Genomic DNA, 15151 nt, shown 5'->3' on the forward strand with positions numbered 1-15151 from the left:
CACGCATGAGGAGACAACCCGGTGGTCAGCCAGGAGCAGCGGCGGCGTCAGCTCGCCCGGGAGAAGTTCTTGCGGCAGCAGCAGCGGCGCACCCAGGCACGGCGCAAGGCCCGCCTGCGCAACTCCGTGATCGCGTCGGTACTCGGCGTGGTCGTGATCGGCAGTGTCGCGCTGTACACGACGGGGGTGCTCAAGGACGACGAGAAGAAGGCGAACGCGAGCGCGGAGACCACGCCCAGCGCCACGCCCACCAGCAAGGCTCCGGACCCGTGCGCGAAGCCCGCGGCCGGCTCGGTGAAGAAGCTGAGCTGGAAGAAGGAGCCGGCGATGACGATCGACACGTCGGCGAAGTACACGATGAAGCTGGCGACGACGTGCGGTGATGTCGACATCGCGTTGAAGGCGTCGGCGGCCCCGCACACGGTGAACTCGTTCGACTTCCTTGCCGGCAAGGGGTACTTCGACCACACGAAGTGCCACCGGCTCACCGCCGACCAGATCTTCGTGCTCCAGTGCGGCGACCCGACGGCCACGGGCAGCGGCGGCCCCGGCTACACGATCCCGGACGAGAACCTGAAGGACAAGAGCCTCAAGGGCAACACGTACCCGGCGGGCACGGTCGCGATGGCGAACACGGGACAGAAGCACACCGGAGGCAGCCAGTTCTTCCTGGTGTACAAGGACAGCCCGCTGCCGCCCAGTTACACGCCGTTCGGAACGGTGTCGGAGGCCGGTATGAAGGTGCTCGGGAAGATCGCGGCGGCCGGAGCCCAGGCCGCCGATCCGACGACCGGCAACACCGCTCCGAACGCGACTGTCGTCATCGACAAGGCGACCGTCACCAAGTCCTGATGTAGTCGGAAATCCGAGAACGGCCAACTGCGGAATTTCGGTCGCGCTGGATGCGGACACGCAACCCGCTGGTCGCCTATGTTGGCCGTGACGAAACTGTGGACGATGCCCGGGGGTGCTGAGGCCCCCCGCAGGCATCATGTGGAGGAGGCGCTGTGAGCAGCGACCCGTGGGGCCGCGTCGACGAGACGGGGACCGTGTACGTGCGTACGGCCGACGGCGAGCAGGTCGTCGGTTCCTGGGCGGCCGGCTCCCCTGAGGAGGCGCTTGCCTACTTCGAGCGCAAGTACGAGGGCCTGGTTGTCGAGATCGGCCTCCTCGAGAAGCGGGTAAAGACCACCGACCTGTCGGCGAAGGACGCCCAGACCGCGATCGGCCATCTGCGCGAGCAGGTGGACGCGCACCACGCGGTCGGCGACCTGGAGGCGCTGCGGGGGCGGCTGGACAAGCTCGTGGAGACCGTCGAGGCGCGTCGCGAGGAGCGCAAGCAGCAGCGGGCCAAGCAGTCCGACGAGGCCCGCAAGTCCAAGGAGGCGCTGGTCGCCGAGGCGGAGGAGCTGGCCCAGTCCGACCAGTGGCGGGCCGCCGGTGAGCGGCTGCGGGCGCTGGTGGACACCTGGAAGGGGCTGCCGCGTCTGGACCGCAAGTCCGACGACGAGCTGTGGCACCGCTTCTCGCACGCCCGGTCGGCGTTCTCCAAGCGCCGCAAGGCGCACTTCGCGCAGCTGGACGCGCAGCGCGAGGAGGCCCGCCGGACGAAGGAGCGGCTGGTGGCCGAGGCCGAGGCGCTGTCCGGCTCGACGGACTGGGGTCCGACGGCGGCCCGCTACCGCGAGCTGATGGCGGACTGGAAGGCCGCGGGCCGTGCCCAGCGCGAGCACGAGGACGACCTGTGGAACCGCTTCCGCGGCGCCCAGGACGTGTTCTTCGCCGCCCGTAGCTCGGTGTTCGCCGAGCGGGACGCGGAGCAGTCGGAGAACCTCAAGCTGAAGGAGGAGCTGGCCGAGGAGGCCGAGAAGCTCCTGCCGATCACGGATCTGAAGGGCGCCCGGGCCGCCTTCCGCTCGATCAACGAGCGCTGGGAGGCCATCGGCCACGTCCCGCGGGACGCGCGTCCCAAGGTCGAGGGCCGGATGCACACCGTCGAGCGGGCGATCCAGGAGGCCGAGGAGGCCGAGTGGCGCCGGACGAACCCGGAGGCACGCGCGCGTGCCGAGGGTCTGACCGGTCAGCTGCAGGCCGCCGTGGACAGGCTGAACGCGCAGATCGAGCAGGCGCGCGCCCAGGGCAACAACGGCAAGGCCGACAAGCTGGAGCGTGAGCTGGAGGGCCGCCAGGCGCTGCTGGACCAGGCTCTGAAGGGCCTGCACGAGTTCGGCGGCTGACCGGCCGTCCTGCGAACCTCTCCGTCCCGATCGCGGCGGCCCGGTGGTGCTCCCACCCCGGGCCGCCCGGTCGTTTCAGCCGGGCCGGTTCCACGGAGACCGGATCACCCCCCGCGTCCCCGGGCTGCTGCTCCTGGAACGCGAGCCGTCCGCCCCCGTTCCGGACACTTCTACGACCGGCTGCGACCCGATGTCACGCGGTAGACGTCGTACACGCCCTCGACGCCCCGGACGGCCTTCAGGACGTGGCCGAGGTGCTTGGGGTCGCCCATCTCGAAGGTGAACCGGGAGGTGGCCACCCGGTCGCGGGAGGTCTGGACGGCCGCCGAGAGGATGTTGACGTGCTGGTCGGACAGGACGCGCGTGACGTCCGACAGCAGCCGGGAGCGGTCCAGCGCCTCGACCTGGATGGCGACCAGGAAGACCGAGGACTGGGTGGGCGCCCATTCCACGTCGAGCATGCGCTCCGGCTCGCGGGACAGTGAATCGACGTTGACGCAGTCGCTGCGGTGCACCGATACGCCGCTGCCGCGCGTGACGAAGCCGATGATCGGGTCGCCGGGTACGGGCGTACAGCACCGGGCCAGCTTCACCCAGACGTCGTCGACGCCCTTGACGACGACACCGGGGTCGGCGCTGGAGCGCCGCTTGCGGCTCCGGCTGCGCGACGGCGGGACCGTCTCGTCGATCTCCTCGGTGGCCGCCTCCTCGCCCCCGAGGGCCTGGACCAGCTTCTGCACGATGTTCGGTGCGGAGACATGGCCCTCGCCGATCGCCGCGTACAGCGCGGAGATGTCCGAGTAGCGCATCTCGTGCGCGAGCGTGACGAGCGAGTCGCCGGTCAGGATGCGCTGGATCGGCAGGTTCTGCTTGCGCATGGCCCGCACGATGGCGTCCTTGCCGTGCTCGATCGCCTCGTCCCGGCGCTCCTTGGAGAACCAGGCCCGGATCTTGTTGCGCGCCCGCGGCGACTTGACGAAGCCGAGCCAGTCGCGGGAGGGCCCGGCGCCGGCCGCCTTGGAGGTGAAGACCTCGACCAGGTCGCCGTTGTCCAGGGTGGACTCGAGCGGTACGAGGCGGCCGTTGACGCGGGCCCCTATCGTGCGGTGGCCCACCTCGGTGTGCACGGCGTAGGAGAAGTCGACCGGGGTGGCGCCGGCCGGGAGGGCGATGACGTCGCCCTTCGGCGTGAAGACGAAGACCTCGTTGCGCGACAGGTCGAAGCGCAGGGACTCCAGGAACTCGCCCGGGTCCTCGGTCTCCTTCTGCCAGTCCAGCAGCTGTCGCAGCCACGCCATGTCGTTGAGGTGGTCGTCCTTGCCGGTGCTGCGGGGCGCGTCGGACCGCACCTTGGAGGCGCCGGCGACGGCCTCCTGCTTGTACTTCCAGTGCGCGGCGATGCCGTACTCGGCGCGGCGGTGCATGTCGAAGGTGCGGATCTGCAGCTCGACCGGCTTGCCGTTGGGCCCGATGACCGTCGTGTGCAGCGACTGGTACATGTTGAACTTGGGCATCGCGATGTAGTCCTTGAACCGGCCGGGGACCGGGTTCCATCGCGCGTGCACCGTGCCGAGGGCGGCGTAGCAGTCGCGGACCGTGTCGACGAGGACACGGATGCCCACCAGGTCGTAGATCTCGGCGAAGTCACGGCCTCGCACGATCATCTTCTGGTAGACGCTGTAGTAGTGCTTCGGGCGGCCGGTGACGGTCGCCTTGATACGGGCGGCGCGCAGGTCGGCCTGGACCTCGTCGGTCACTATGGCCAGGTACTCGTCACGCTTCGGCGCCCGTTCGGCCACCAGCCGTACGATCTCGTCGTACATCTTGGGGTAGAGGATCGCGAAGGCGAGGTCCTCCAGTTCCCACTTGATGGTGTTCATGCCCAGGCGGTGGGCGAGGGGCGCGTAGATCTCGAGGGTCTCGCGCGCCTTCTTCTCCTGCTTCTCGCGCTTGAGGTAGCGCATGGTGCGCATGTTGTGCAGGCGGTCGGCGAGCTTGATGACCAGGACACGGGGGTCCTTGGCCATGGCGACGACCATCTTGCGCACCGTCTCGGCCTGCGCGGCCTCGCCGAACTTGACCTTGTCCAGCTTGGTCACGCCGTCGACGAGCAGGGCGACGACGTCGCCGAAGTCGCGGCGCAGGTCGTCCAGGCCGTACTCGGTGTCCTCGACGGTGTCGTGCAGCAGTCCCGCCATGAGGGTGGCCGGGTCCATGCCCAGCTCGGCGAGGATGGTGGTGACGGCGAGCGGATGCGTGATGTACGGGTCGCCGCTCTTGCGCTTCTGGCCGCGGTGCCAGCGCTCGGCGACCTGGTAGGCGCGCTCGATCTGGCGCAGCGTGGCGTTCTCGATCTTGGGGTCGTTACTGCGGACTATGCGGAGCAACGGCTCCAGGACCGGGTTGTACGGGTTCGCTCGCTGGACACCGAGGCGGGCGAGGCGGGCGCGGACGCGGTTGGAGGAGCCGCTGCGGGCCGGCTGGGCGGTGGGCTGGCGCACCACGGGCGGCTGCGCCGGGCGCTCGGACGACGGGGAGCCCCCCGGGCGAGCGGAGTCGGCAGTGGGGGCCGGCTTGGGCCGCGCGGCGTCGGCGCTCTTCTCGACGGGCCCGGACTGGGCGTGCTCGACCGTCCCGCGGGTGTCGTTCTTCGCGTTCGTCGCGTGCGACGGGTTCGGCGCGGGCTTGGCCGCGGGCGCCGAGGCGGGCTCGGGCTTGGCGGCGGTCAGTGGCTGGGCCTCGTCTGGCAAGAGGACTCCTCGTGCGCGATCCGGGTCCCCCGGTCAGGCTCCGGAGACCCCATGGTAGCGATCCTGCGCCTAGTCATCGCCTTCAGGCGGATGTGAGGACCGTGTACCCCTGAAACGCGGGAGGGCCCCACGGGATTCCGGAGGTGGATCTCGGATGTTCCGAGCGGGGGCGGGGGGTGGAAACGAAGCGGCCGTCGGCGAAGCCGAGATCGCTCGGTACGCCGACGGCTGCCTCGTGCCGTGCTCAGTGCCGTGTTCAGACCTGGAGCAGGGACTCCACCGGTGCCCCGCCGAGGGCGGGCTCCAGTCGGGCGCGGCCGCCCAGGAAACCCAGTTCCATCAGCATCGCGACACCGCAGACCTCGGCCCCGGCGCGCTGGATGAGGTGGACCGCGGCCTCTGCGGTGCCGCCGGTGGCCAGGACGTCGTCCACGATCAGGACGCGGTCGCCGGGGGCCAGGTCCTCGGCGTGCACCTCGATCTCGGCGGAGCCGTACTCGAGGTCGTACGCCTGCCTCAGGGTGGCGCCGGGCAGCTTGCCCGCCTTGCGGACCGGGATGAAGCCCAGGCCCGCGCGGACAGCCACCGGGGCGCCGAGGATGAAGCCCCGGGCCTCCAGTCCGACGACCTTGGTCGCGCCGGTGCTCGCGGCGATCCCGGCCAGGGTGTCGGTGAGGGCCTTGAACGCGGCAGGGTCCGCCAGGAGCGGGGTGATGTCCTTGAACATCACGCCCGGCTCCGGGTAGTCGGCGACGTCACGGATGCGGCTGAGCAGCAGCTCCGAGAGGTCCGCGAGGTCGGTCATCGGCGCTTCCCCGAGGGTCGGCCGCGGCCCCGGGTGCGGGAAGCGGGCTGGTTGCGCGGGCCCACGACGGCGGGAGCGGCGTCGTCGGAGTCGTCACCGCCGGCGGAGCGGTCCGCCATGAGGTCCTCCTCCGTGGTCGCCTGGGCCCGCTTGGCAAGCACCCGCCTGGTGAGGGCCTTCATCGCCGGCTCGCGCTCCTTGAGATCGGCCACGAGCGGTGTGGCGATGAAGATCGAGGAGTACGCACCGGCCGCGAGGCCGACGAACAGCGACAGCGAGATGTCGTTCAGCGTGCCGGCCCCGAGGAAGCCGCCACCGATGAACAGCAGACCGGCGACCGGCAGCAGGGCGACGACCGTGGTGTTGATCGAGCGGACCAGCGTGCCGTTGATCGACCGGTTGGCGATGTCGCTGTAGGTGAAGCGGGTCTGCTTCGTGATGTCTTTCGTCTGCTCCTTGAGGCTGTCGAAGACGACGACCGTGTCGTAGAGCGAGTAGCCGAGGATGGTCAGCAGACCGATGACCGTACCGGGCGTGACCTCGAAGCCGACCAGGGCGTAGATACCGGTCGTGATGGTGATGTCGTGGATCAGCGCGACCAGCGCGGCGATGGCCATGCGCCACTCGAAGGCGATCGCCAGGTAGATGACGACGAGGACCATGAAGATCGCCAGGCCCTCCCAGGCCTTGTTGGCGATCTGCTCGCCCCAGCTCGGGCCGACCAGGTCGGCGGCGAGCTTCTCGGGGTCGAGGTTCAGGTCCTTGGCCAGCTCCTGCTTGATCCTGTCGGACTGGTCGGTCTCGATGCCGGCGATCTGGATGCGCAGGCTGCCGTTGCCCAGCTTCTGCACGATCGCCTCGTGGCCGGAGGCGTCGTGGGCGTACTCCTCCGCCTTGGCCACCGAGGTGCTCATCTTGGTGGGCGTCGTGAAGACCGCGCCGCCCTGGAACTCGATGCCCATGTTCAGGCCGCGCACCGCCAGGCCGACGATGGCCGTGATGGTGATCAGGATCGAGATGCCGTACCAGATCTTGCGCTTGCCGATGAAGTCGTAGCTGATCTCGCCGCGGTGGAGCCGGGCGCCGAGGTTGCCGAGTTTCGACATCGCTCAGGCCTCCTTGGGGTCGACGGGGCCGGAGGCAGGGCCGGCGGGACGGCGGGTGCGGCGCAGCGCAGGCTTGGCGCCCAGGCTCTTCGGGTCGAGGCCGGACCACTTGTGGCCGTCGGCGAAGAACTTGCGGCGCGCGAGGAGCGTCATCAGCGGCTTGGTGAAGAGGAAGACGACGACCACGTCGAGCAGGGTGGTCAGGCCCAGCGTGAAGGCGAAGCCCTGCACCTTGCCGACGGTGACGATGAACAGCACCGCGGCGGCGAGGAACGACACGAAGTCGGAGACCAGGATGGTGCGCCGGGCGCGCGGCCAGGCCCGCTCAACGGCGGGGCGCAGTGTGCGGCCCTCGCGGATCTCGTCCCGGATGCGTTCGAAGTACACGATGAACGAGTCCGCGGTGATACCGATGGCGACGATGGCTCCGCAGACGGCCGGCAGGTTCAGCGCGAAGCCGATGGCCGGGCCGAGCAGCGCCATGATCACGTAGGTGAGCATCGCCGAGACCAGCAGCGAGGCCATGGCCACGATCGACAGACCGCGGTAGTAGGCGACCAGGTAGATCACGACCAGGGCGAGGCCGATCGCGCCGGCGAGCAGACCGGCGTGCAGCTGCTCACCGCCGAGCGCGGCGGTGACGGTGGTGACCGACTGCTCCTGGAAGGAGAGCGGCAGGGCGCCGTACGACAGCATGTTGGCGAGGCTCTGGGCCTCCTCCTGCTTGAAGCTGCCGGAGATCTCCGCCTGGCCGCCGGTGATGGCCTGCTGCACGAAGGGGCTGGAGACGACCTCGCCGTCGAGGACGATGCCGAACTCGTTCTGCGGCCGCTGGTTCTTGGCCAGCTCGCCGGTGATGTCCGCGAACTTCTTGGCCCCGGTGGAGGTGAACTTCATCTGGACCTGCCAGCCGGAGGCGCCCTGGGTGTCGAAGACGGCCTGCGCCTTCTTCACCTCGGTGCCGTCCACGGCGGCCGGGCCGAGCACGAACTTGTACCAGACCTTGTCGATCTCGCCGCAGGCCACGGTGGGCTCACTGGGCTTGGCCTTCTTGCCGGCGTTGGCGCGGTCGGCGGCCTTGCTGCAGTCCAGGGCCGCGTAGCGGGCCTGGAGCTTGGCGGTGTCCGCGCCGCTGCCGGAGGAGGCCGAGGGCGTGGCCGACGGCTTGGAGCTGCCGGAGGCGGAGCCGCTCGGCGAGGGGGTCGAGTCGGCCTTCAGCGCGTCGCTGACGGCGCGGCCCTGGGAGGTCGCCGTGGCCGTGGGGGACGCGGAGCCGGGGGAGGACGCCTTCTGCTTGGCGGAGGCGCTCGCCGACGGGCTCGGCGAGGGGCTGCCGCTGGAGGAGGCGCTCGGCGAGGGGCTCGGCGTGGCGGCGCCGCTGGGCTCGCTGGCCAGGACCGGGCGGAAGTACAGCTTGGCGGTGGTGCCGACCTGCTGCTGGGCCTCCTTGGAGTTGGTGCCCTTGGGGATGTTGACGATGATGTTGTCGGTCCCCTGGGTCTGCACCTCCGCCTCGGAGACGCCCAGGCCGTTGACACGGCGGTTCATGATGTCGACCGCGGTGTCCATGTTGGCCTTGTTGATCGCGGCCCCCTGGTCGGCCTTCGCCTTGAGCGTGATGCTCGTACCACCGGCGAGGTCGATGCCGAGACGCGGAGTGGTGTGCCCGGAGGCGAACATCCCTCCGGTCATCGCCACGATGGCGATCAGGATGAGAGCCAGCGAGCGCCCTGGCTTGCTCTGGGCGCTCGCGCTTCGGCCCCTCTTAGGTGCTGCCACCTTCTCGTACTCCCTCTCGGGCCGTCCCGCGCCCGGTCGGGTGCGGTCGGCCATGACATGGTGTCGGGCTCCCGTGCGGGAACAGACGCGCCCGGGGTGCGGGGCGTCATCATGCCGCCGCCGCACACCCCGGGGCGCGACTACTTCGCGTCGGAGTCGCCGTCGGTCTTCTTCGGCTCGTCCTCCGCCTTGGCCTTGGCGGCCTCGGCCGCGTCGGCCTTGTCCTCTGCGGCCTGGATCGCGTCGGTCCCGCGCTCGGCGGCGTCCTGCTTACCGAGGTCGATCTTGTCGTCGGAGGCGGCGGCAGCGGCGGGCCCGTCGGTCTCGTCGGTCTCGGTGAGGGAGGAGGCGTCGTCCGGGACGACGTCGGCGTCGGACTTCAGGTCGTGCTCGATGCCGTGCACGATGCGGTTGTACTCGTCGTCGGTGAGCACGGCGCCGATGGAGTTCTTGGCGAAGAGGAGATCGACGCCCGGCGCGGCGTCGAGGAGGACGGTGTCCTCATTGACCTCCTTGACCGTCGCGTACATCCCCCCGATCGTGCGGACGCCGGAGCCAGGCTGCATCTCGTTGCGCATCTGGGCGGCCTGGTGCTGCTTCTTCTTGGCCGAACGCGTCATCAGGAACATGGCCGCGATGAGCACGATGAAGGGGAGAAGGGTAAAGGTGTTCACGGGACGGGGTTTCCTTCGCGCGACCGCGACGGAGAGCGGCCTTGGATGGGGGTGTGGTCGGCGCCACCCGCAAGGGCGGCATCGGCGGAGTCTAAGCGAGTCCGCGCGCATGGAACAACGCCCAGCATGGCACCTGGGTTCCTGCCCCGGCCAATGGCCTCGCCGTCACGAAACGATCACGCCGCCGTCACGTCCCGAAGAGGTCCGGTTGTCCGTTTCCCGCCGACGCCGAGCCGGGCGGGGTCAGACCGAGGTGCGCCCACGCGGCGGGCGTGGCGACACGGCCGCGCGGGGTGCGGGCCAGCAGGCCCTCCCGGACGAGGAACGGTTCGGCGACTTCCTCGACCGTCTCCCGCTCCTCCCCCACCGCGACGGCGAGGGTGGACAGGCCGACCGGACCGCCGCCGAACAGCTTCAGCAAAGCCTCCAGCACGCCACGGTCGAGCCGGTCCAGGCCGCGCGCGTCGACCTCGTACACGGCCAGGGCCGCGGCGGCGATGTCGCGGGTGATCACGCCGTCCGCCTTGACCTGCGCGTAGTCGCGGACGCGGCGCAGCAGGCGGTTGGCGATACGGGGCGTGCCGCGGGAGCGGCCGGCGATCTCGGTGGCGCCGTCCGCCTCGATCTCCACGTCCAGCAGGTGCGCCGAGCGGTGCACGACGCGCTCCAGCTCGCGCGGCTCGTAGAACTCCATGTGCGCGGTGAAGCCGAAGCGGTCGCGCAGCGGGGGCGGCAGCAGGCCCGCGCGGGTGGTGGCGCCGACCAGGGTGAACGGGGGCAGCTCCAGCGGGATGGCGGTGGCGCCGGGGCCCTTGCCGACGATGACGTCGACGCGGAAGTCCTCCATCGCCATGTACAGCATCTCCTCGGCGGGCCGGGACATGCGGTGGATCTCGTCGAGGAAGAGGACCTCGCCCTCCTGGAGGGAGGAGAGGATCGCGGCGAGGTCACCCGCGTGCTGGATGGCGGGGCCGGAGGTGATGCGGATGGGGGCGCCCATCTCGGCCGCGATGATCATCGACAGGGTGGTCTTGCCGAGTCCGGGGGCGCCGGAGAGCAGCACGTGGTCGGCGGTGGCGCCTCGCGCGCGTGCGGCGCGCAGGACGAGGTCGAGCTGTTCGCGGACCTTCTCCTGGCCGATGAACTCGCCGAGGTCCTTGGGGCGCAGGGCGGCCTCGACGGCCTGGTCCTCCCGGTCGGCGACAGGGCCCACCAGCCGCTCCTCGGCGGAGGTGTCGGTCGTGTCGTCCCAGTTCACTGAAGGTCTCCTAGCGGGCGGCGCGGGTCAGCGGGCGCGGTTCAGGGTCTGCAGGGCGGCCTTCAGCAGCCGGCCGACCTGCGGGGTGCCGCCGGCGGCCTCGGCCTGGGGTGCCACGGCGGCCACGGCCTCGTCGGCCTCGCGGGTGGCGTAGCCCAGGCCGATCAGGGCCGCGTGCAGCTGGTCGCGCCAGCCCTGGCTCACCGGGGCGCCGATCGCGGGGGCACTGACGGGCTCGCCGAGGCGGTCCTTCAGCTCCAGCAGCAGCTTCTGGGCGCCCTTCTTGCCGATGCCCGGCACGGCGGTGAGGGCCTTCTCGTCACCCGTGGCGACGGCGCGCCGCAGCGCGTCCGGGGCGTGCACGGCCAGCATGGCCTGGGCCAGGCGCGGGCCGACGCCGCTCGCGGTCTGCAGGAGCTCGAAGACCTGGCGTTCGTCGTCGTCGGTGAAGCCGTACAGGGTGAGGGAGTCCTCGCGGACGACGAGGGAGGTGTGCAGTTTGGCGGGCCGGCCGATGCGGAGCGTCGACAGTGTGTTCGGCGTGCATTGGACGGCCATGCCGACACCGCCGACCTCGACGACCGCGGCGTCGGGAGCGAGCGCGGCGACCGTGCCGCTGACGAAGGCGATCATGCCGTACGGCCTTTCGTTGCGTTGGCGGTGTGCAGGGCTACGGCCTGCTGGAGCCGGTTCTGGGCGGGGGCGCGCCAGATGTGGCAGATGGCGAGCGCGAGGGCGTCGGCGGCGTCGGCCGGCTTGGGCGGCGCGGCAAGCCGGAGGAGCCGGGTGACCATGGCCCCGACCTGGGCCTTGTCGGCACGGCCGCTGCCGGTGACGGCGGCCTTGACCTCGCTGGGGGTGTGCAGGGCGACGGGGATGCCGCGCCGGGCGGCGCACAGCATGGCGACGGCGCTGGCCTGGGCGGTGCCCATGACGGTGCGGACGTTGTGCTGGCTGAAGACGCGCTCGACGGCGACGAACTCGGGCCGGTGCTCGTCCAGCCACCGCTCGATGCCCCGCTCGACGGCGAGCAGGCGGTGACTGAGGTCGTCGTCCGCGGGCGTCCGTACGACCCCGACGGCGAGCATGCTGAGCGGGCGCCCCGCGACGCCCTCGACGACGCCGACACCGCACCGGGTCAAGCCCGGGTCCACCCCCAACACCCGCACGGGCCGCTCCCTTCGATCTCCCCCGGCCACCGCTGGGCGATACCCCCAGTTCGTGCAGGCTATCGGGTGCCACTGACAACGCTTCGCACCAACGCCCGGCAACGCGACGGGCCGACGGGTTGACCCGTCGGCCCCTGAGACCCTGCGAAGCCCTCGGCAGCGTTACGCGTCGACCTTCTCCATGACCTCGTCGCTCACGTCGAAGTTGGCGAAGACGTTCTGCACGTCGTCGCTGTCCTCCAGGGCGTCGATCAGCTTGAAGATCTTCTTGGCGCCCTCCTCGTCCAGCTCGACCTGCATGGTCGGGACGAAGTTGGCCTCCGCGGAGTCGTAGTCGATGCCGGCCTCCTGGAGGGCGGTGCGGACCGCGACCAGGTCGGTGGCCTCGCTGATGACCTCGAAGGACTCACCGAGGTCGTTGACCTCCTCGGCACCGGCGTCCAGGACGGCACCGAGCACGTCGTCCTCGGTCAGCCCGCCCTTGGGGACGATGACAACGCCCTTGCGGTTGAACAGGTACGACACCGAACCCGGGTCGGCCATGGAGCCGCCGTTGCGGGTCATGGCGACACGGACGTCGGAGGCAGCGCGATTGCGGTTGTCGGTGAGGCACTCGATGAGCACGGCGACACCGTTCGGGCCGTATCCCTCGTACATGATCGTCTCGTAGTCGGCGCCACCGGCCTCGAGACCACCGCCACGCTTGATCGCCGAGTCGATGTTCTTGTTCGGAACCGACGACTTCTTCGCCTTCTGCACGGCGTCGTACAAGGTCGGGTTGCCATCGAGGTCCACGCCGCCCATCCGCGCCGCGACCTCGATGTTCTTGATCAGCTTCGCGAAGAGCTTGCCGCGCTTGGCGTCGATCACGGCCTTCTTGTGCTTCGTCGTGGCCCATTTAGAGTGGCCGGACATCTGCCTGTCTCCTTCGCGTAACCCATCCATGAACGAACGCCAGAGATCCTACAAGGACTCCGCCGTACGGTTCGCGCGCACCATGTCGACGAACAGGGAGTGCACACGGTGGTCGCCGGTCAGTTCCGGGTGGAACGACGTGGCGAGCGCGTTGCCCTGGCGGACGGCGACGATGTGGCCCTCGTGCTCGGCGAGCACCTCGGTCCCGGCGCCCACGGACTCGACCCAGGGAGCGCGGATGAAGACGCCCTCCACAGGATCACCCGGGACGCCCCGCACGTCGAGCGCGGCCTCGAACGACTCGTTCTGGCGCCCGAAGGCGTTGCGGCGCACGATCATGTCGATGCCGCCGATGGTCTCCTGGCCCGAGCGCGGGTCGAGGATCTTGTCGGCGAGCATGATCATGCCGGCGCAGGTGCCGTAGACGGGCATGCCGTCGCGCACGCGCGCGCGAAGGGGCTCCAGCACGCCGAAGAGCACGGCCAGCTTGGAGATGGTGGTGGACTCGCCGCCCGGTATGACGAGGCCGTCGACCTCGGCGAGTTCCTCGGGGCGCCGCACCGGCCTGGCCACGGCGTCGGCCGCGGCCAGGGCGATGAGGTGCTCCCGTACGTCGCCCTGGAGGGCCAGGACGCCTATGACGGGTGCGTCAGTCATGTACGTGCAGTTCCTCGGTGGTTCCTCGGGGGATGACTACCAGCCGCGGTTGGCGTAGCGCTCGGTCTCGGGGAGGGTGTCGCAGTTGATGCCGACCATGGCCTCGCCGAGGTTGCGGGACGCGTCCGCGATGATCTTCGGGTCGTCGTAGAAGGTGGTGGCCTTGACGATGGCGGCGGCGCGCTTGGCCGGGTCGCCGGACTTGAAGATGCCGGAGCCGACGAACACGCCCTCGGCGCCGAGCTGGCGCATCAGGGCCGCGTCGGCCGGGGTGGCCACGCCACCGGCGGAGAAGAGGACCACCGGGAGCTTGCCCAGCTCGGCGACCTCCTTGACCAGCTCGTACGGGGCGCGCAGCTCCTTGGCGGCGGCGTACAGCTCGTTGTTGTCGTAGCCGCGCAGGCGGGCGATCTCGTTCTTGATCTGCCGCAGGTGGCGCACGGCCTCGACGACGTTGCCGGTGCCGGCCTCGCCCTTGGAGCGGATCATCGCGGCGCCCTCGGCGATGCGGCGCAGGGCCTCGCCCAGGTTGGTGGCGCCACAGACGAAGGGGGTGGTGAAGGCCCACTTGTCGGAGTGGTTGACCTCGTCGGCCGGGGTGAGGACCTCGGACTCGTCGATGTAGTCGACGCCGAGGGACTGAAGGACCTGGGCCTCGACGAAGTGGCCGATGCGGGACTTGGCCATGACCGGGATCGAGACGGCGTCGATGATGCCTTCGATCATGTCCGGGTCGGACATACGGGCCACGCCGCCGTCCTTGCGGATGTCGGCCGGGACCCGCTCCAGGGCCATGACGGCGACGGCGCCCGCGTCCTCGGCGATCTTGGCCTGCTCCGGCGTGACGACGTCCATGATCACGCCGCCCTTGAGCTGTTCGGCCATTCCGCGCTTCACGCGGGCGGTGCCGGTCTCGGGAGCCTGGTTGTCGATGGTGGACACGGGTGACCTCACTGAAGTGAAAGAGGGTTTTTGCTTCACCGAGGAAACGCGAGTGGACCAGGCCACAGCAAGGGCCAATGGGAAGCCTGTGGATCCTTTTGGCTCCGGGTCGGCCCCGGGCCGGTCAGGAGACGCGCTCCACCAGGGCTGCCGGCGGTTCGTCGTCCATCTCGAAGGCCAGCGGGAACGGGGCGTGGCCGGCCAGCCGGAACCAGCGGACCTTGCGGTGCCCGCGGAGCCTGCGGGCGGCCCCGACGGCGTCGTTGTGGAAGCGGCGGGCCATCGGGACCCGGCGGACGGCCTCGGCCAGCTCATGGGCCGCCTCCTCGCCGCCCGGGGCCTCCCGCAGGACCTCCACCTGGGCCGGCTCCGCGAAGACGGCGCGCAGCGCCTGGCTCAGCTCGCTCTCGGCGACCTCCCGCTGCTCCTCCTCGGCCTGCCGGGCCGCGTGCGCGGCCTCGTACAGCACGATCGAGGCGGCCGGGTCCAGCACACCCGAGGTCGCCAGTTCCTGCGCCACGGAGGCCCGCCGCAGCAGCTGGGCGTCGAGCGCGGCCCGGGCGGCGTCCATCCGCACGTGCAGCCGGTCCAGCCGCCCGGCCGTCCAGCTCAGGTACACACCGATCACCACGAGCGCGACAAGGATCCAGATGAGGGTTGCGGTCACGGGCGAAGGCTATCGGGACGACCCACTCGTCCGGCCGCGCCGGGTGGACTCCCGCCACATGCTGCCGCTCACGATCCGTGCCGCGCGTCCGGCGCCCGGGCCGCCGCCGGGTCGGGCCACGCCGCACAAGCTCTGGCCCACGCCGGATCCGCTCCGCCGCATGCTCCCGCCTCCGGCTCCGCTAACGCCACG

The 15151-nt window shown here is 70.5% G+C and carries 14 protein-coding genes; 2 read left to right on the plus strand and 12 right to left on the minus strand.

Annotated elements, in window-relative coordinates; all coding sequences use genetic code 11:
- The first annotated feature begins 21 nt into the window (after positions 1 to 21).
- Together AC07C1_RS21240 and AC07C1_RS21245 are read left to right on the plus strand one after the other, a co-directional pair.
- The gene (locus tag AC07C1_RS21240) at positions 22 to 852 is read left to right on the plus strand and encodes a peptidylprolyl isomerase (RefSeq protein ID WP_478941101.1); all 831 of its coding nucleotides are present in this window, start codon (positions 22 to 24) and stop codon (positions 850 to 852) included.
- Positions 853 to 1007: 155 nt separating this feature from the next.
- Entirely contained in the window at positions 1008 to 2237 is a 1230-nt protein-coding gene (locus AC07C1_RS21245) for a DUF349 domain-containing protein (protein WP_478941103.1), read from the plus strand.
- A gap of 170 nt (positions 2238 to 2407) precedes the next feature.
- Here the strand turns inward: AC07C1_RS21245 and AC07C1_RS21250 are convergent, their stop codons facing one another.
- From AC07C1_RS21250 to AC07C1_RS21305, 12 genes are all read right to left on the minus strand, one after another.
- Positions 2408 to 4987, minus strand: a complete 2580-nt coding sequence (locus AC07C1_RS21250) for a RelA/SpoT family protein (RefSeq protein ID WP_478941105.1) — start codon at positions 4985 to 4987, stop codon at positions 2408 to 2410.
- Between the two features lie 256 nt (positions 4988 to 5243).
- The gene (locus AC07C1_RS21255) at positions 5244 to 5792 is read right to left on the minus strand and encodes an adenine phosphoribosyltransferase (protein ID WP_478941107.1); all 549 of its coding nucleotides are present in this window, start codon (positions 5790 to 5792) and stop codon (positions 5244 to 5246) included.
- Positions 5789 to 6898 carry a protein translocase subunit SecF gene (gene secF, locus AC07C1_RS21260; protein WP_478941109.1) on the minus strand — a complete coding sequence of 370 codons (1110 nt, stop codon included), beginning with the start codon at positions 6896 to 6898 and terminating at the stop codon, positions 5789 to 5791. Before secF ends, AC07C1_RS21255 begins: the two co-directional genes overlap by 4 nt.
- Before the next feature lie 3 nt (positions 6899 to 6901).
- Positions 6902 to 8677: a protein translocase subunit SecD gene (gene secD / locus AC07C1_RS21265; RefSeq protein ID WP_478941316.1), complete on the minus strand. Its 1776-nt coding sequence runs from the start codon at positions 8675 to 8677 to the stop codon at positions 6902 to 6904.
- 140 nt (positions 8678 to 8817) lie between these two features.
- A complete protein-coding gene (yajC, locus tag AC07C1_RS21270; protein WP_478941111.1) occupies positions 8818 to 9351 on the minus strand; it encodes a preprotein translocase subunit YajC in 534 nt (177 codons plus the stop codon).
- Positions 9352 to 9538: 187 nt separating this feature from the next.
- On the minus strand, positions 9539 to 10609 hold the full coding sequence (gene ruvB / locus AC07C1_RS21275; protein ID WP_478941112.1) for a Holliday junction branch migration DNA helicase RuvB: 1071 nt from the start codon (positions 10607 to 10609) through the stop codon (positions 9539 to 9541).
- Positions 10610 to 10636: 27 nt separating this feature from the next.
- The gene (ruvA, locus tag AC07C1_RS21280; protein WP_478941114.1) at positions 10637 to 11242 is read right to left on the minus strand and encodes a Holliday junction branch migration protein RuvA; all 606 of its coding nucleotides are present in this window, start codon (positions 11240 to 11242) and stop codon (positions 10637 to 10639) included.
- Positions 11239 to 11778 (minus strand): crossover junction endodeoxyribonuclease RuvC, encoded by a 540-nt coding sequence (gene ruvC, locus AC07C1_RS21285; RefSeq protein WP_478941116.1) that lies wholly within the window; start codon positions 11776 to 11778, stop codon positions 11239 to 11241. Before ruvC ends, ruvA begins: the two co-directional genes overlap by 4 nt.
- A 162-nt stretch (positions 11779 to 11940) precedes the next feature.
- On the minus strand, positions 11941 to 12693 hold the full coding sequence (locus tag AC07C1_RS21290) for a YebC/PmpR family DNA-binding transcriptional regulator (RefSeq protein WP_478941117.1): 753 nt from the start codon (positions 12691 to 12693) through the stop codon (positions 11941 to 11943).
- A gap of 48 nt (positions 12694 to 12741) precedes the next feature.
- The gene (pdxT, locus tag AC07C1_RS21295) at positions 12742 to 13350 is read right to left on the minus strand and encodes a pyridoxal 5'-phosphate synthase glutaminase subunit PdxT (RefSeq protein WP_478941119.1); all 609 of its coding nucleotides are present in this window, start codon (positions 13348 to 13350) and stop codon (positions 12742 to 12744) included.
- Between the two features lie 36 nt (positions 13351 to 13386).
- The gene (gene pdxS / locus AC07C1_RS21300; protein WP_478941120.1) at positions 13387 to 14292 is read right to left on the minus strand and encodes a pyridoxal 5'-phosphate synthase lyase subunit PdxS; all 906 of its coding nucleotides are present in this window, start codon (positions 14290 to 14292) and stop codon (positions 13387 to 13389) included.
- Positions 14293 to 14416: 124 nt separating this feature from the next.
- Positions 14417 to 14959: a LemA family protein gene (locus tag AC07C1_RS21305; protein WP_478941122.1), complete on the minus strand. Its 543-nt coding sequence runs from the start codon at positions 14957 to 14959 to the stop codon at positions 14417 to 14419.
- Between the last annotated feature and the right edge of the window lie 192 nt (positions 14960 to 15151).

It is taken from the genome of Streptomyces sp. NPDC045022 (genome assembly GCF_056432605.1).

Bases quoted from the DNA above. Each gene is read 5' to 3' on its own strand.
- AC07C1_RS21255 (WP_478941107.1), bottom strand. From the start codon at position 5,792: ATGACCGACCTCGCGGACCTCTCGGAGCTGCTGCTCAGCCGCATCCGT.
- pdxT (WP_478941119.1), bottom strand. From the start codon at position 13,350: ATGACTGACGCACCCGTCATAGGCGTCCTGGCCCTCCAGGGCGACGTA.
- ruvA (WP_478941114.1), bottom strand. From the start codon at position 11,242: ATGATCGCCTTCGTCAGCGGCACGGTCGCCGCGCTCGCTCCCGACGCC.
- secF (WP_478941109.1), bottom strand. From the start codon at position 6,898: ATGTCGAAACTCGGCAACCTCGGCGCCCGGCTCCACCGCGGCGAGATC.
- AC07C1_RS21290 (WP_478941117.1), bottom strand. From the start codon at position 12,693: ATGTCCGGCCACTCTAAATGGGCCACGACGAAGCACAAGAAGGCCGTG.